Source organism: Halomonas sp. SIMBA_159, assembly GCF_046536035.1.
In the GTDB taxonomy this organism is placed as follows: domain Bacteria; phylum Pseudomonadota; class Gammaproteobacteria; order Pseudomonadales; family Halomonadaceae; genus Vreelandella; species Vreelandella venusta_A.
On the sequence record NZ_JAWJBT010000499.1, the window covers coordinates 1 to 275 of the forward strand.

At 52.4% G+C, this 275-nt stretch carries 1 protein-coding gene; it reads right to left on the reverse strand.

Annotation, left to right across the window (positions count from 1 at the left end; genetic code table 11):
* Positions 1-275 (reverse strand): AsmA family protein (locus R0J87_RS20180; protein WP_498888479.1); only part of this gene is annotated, 275 nt, incomplete at both ends.

Below are 275 nucleotides of genomic sequence, written 5' to 3' on the forward strand. Positions count from 1 at the left end.
CGTCAGTTCATAGAGATCACCCAGTGAATCGCCAGAAAATTTAAGCCGTAAATCGACACCGCCCATCTTCATTGGGTCATTCACGACGCCATCAAAAGCAACACGGGTGTTACCAGAGCGGAAATCAGCCTGTACCGGAAACGGCGTCCCTTCGCCACGCAGCGCCAGCATACCGCCTATTTTTCCCGTACCCGTGAGCGGTTCACCGTTATATCGTCCCTGCGCCTTCAGGCCAAAAACGTAATCGCCCACCTTTTCTTTATCCGCTTTACCTT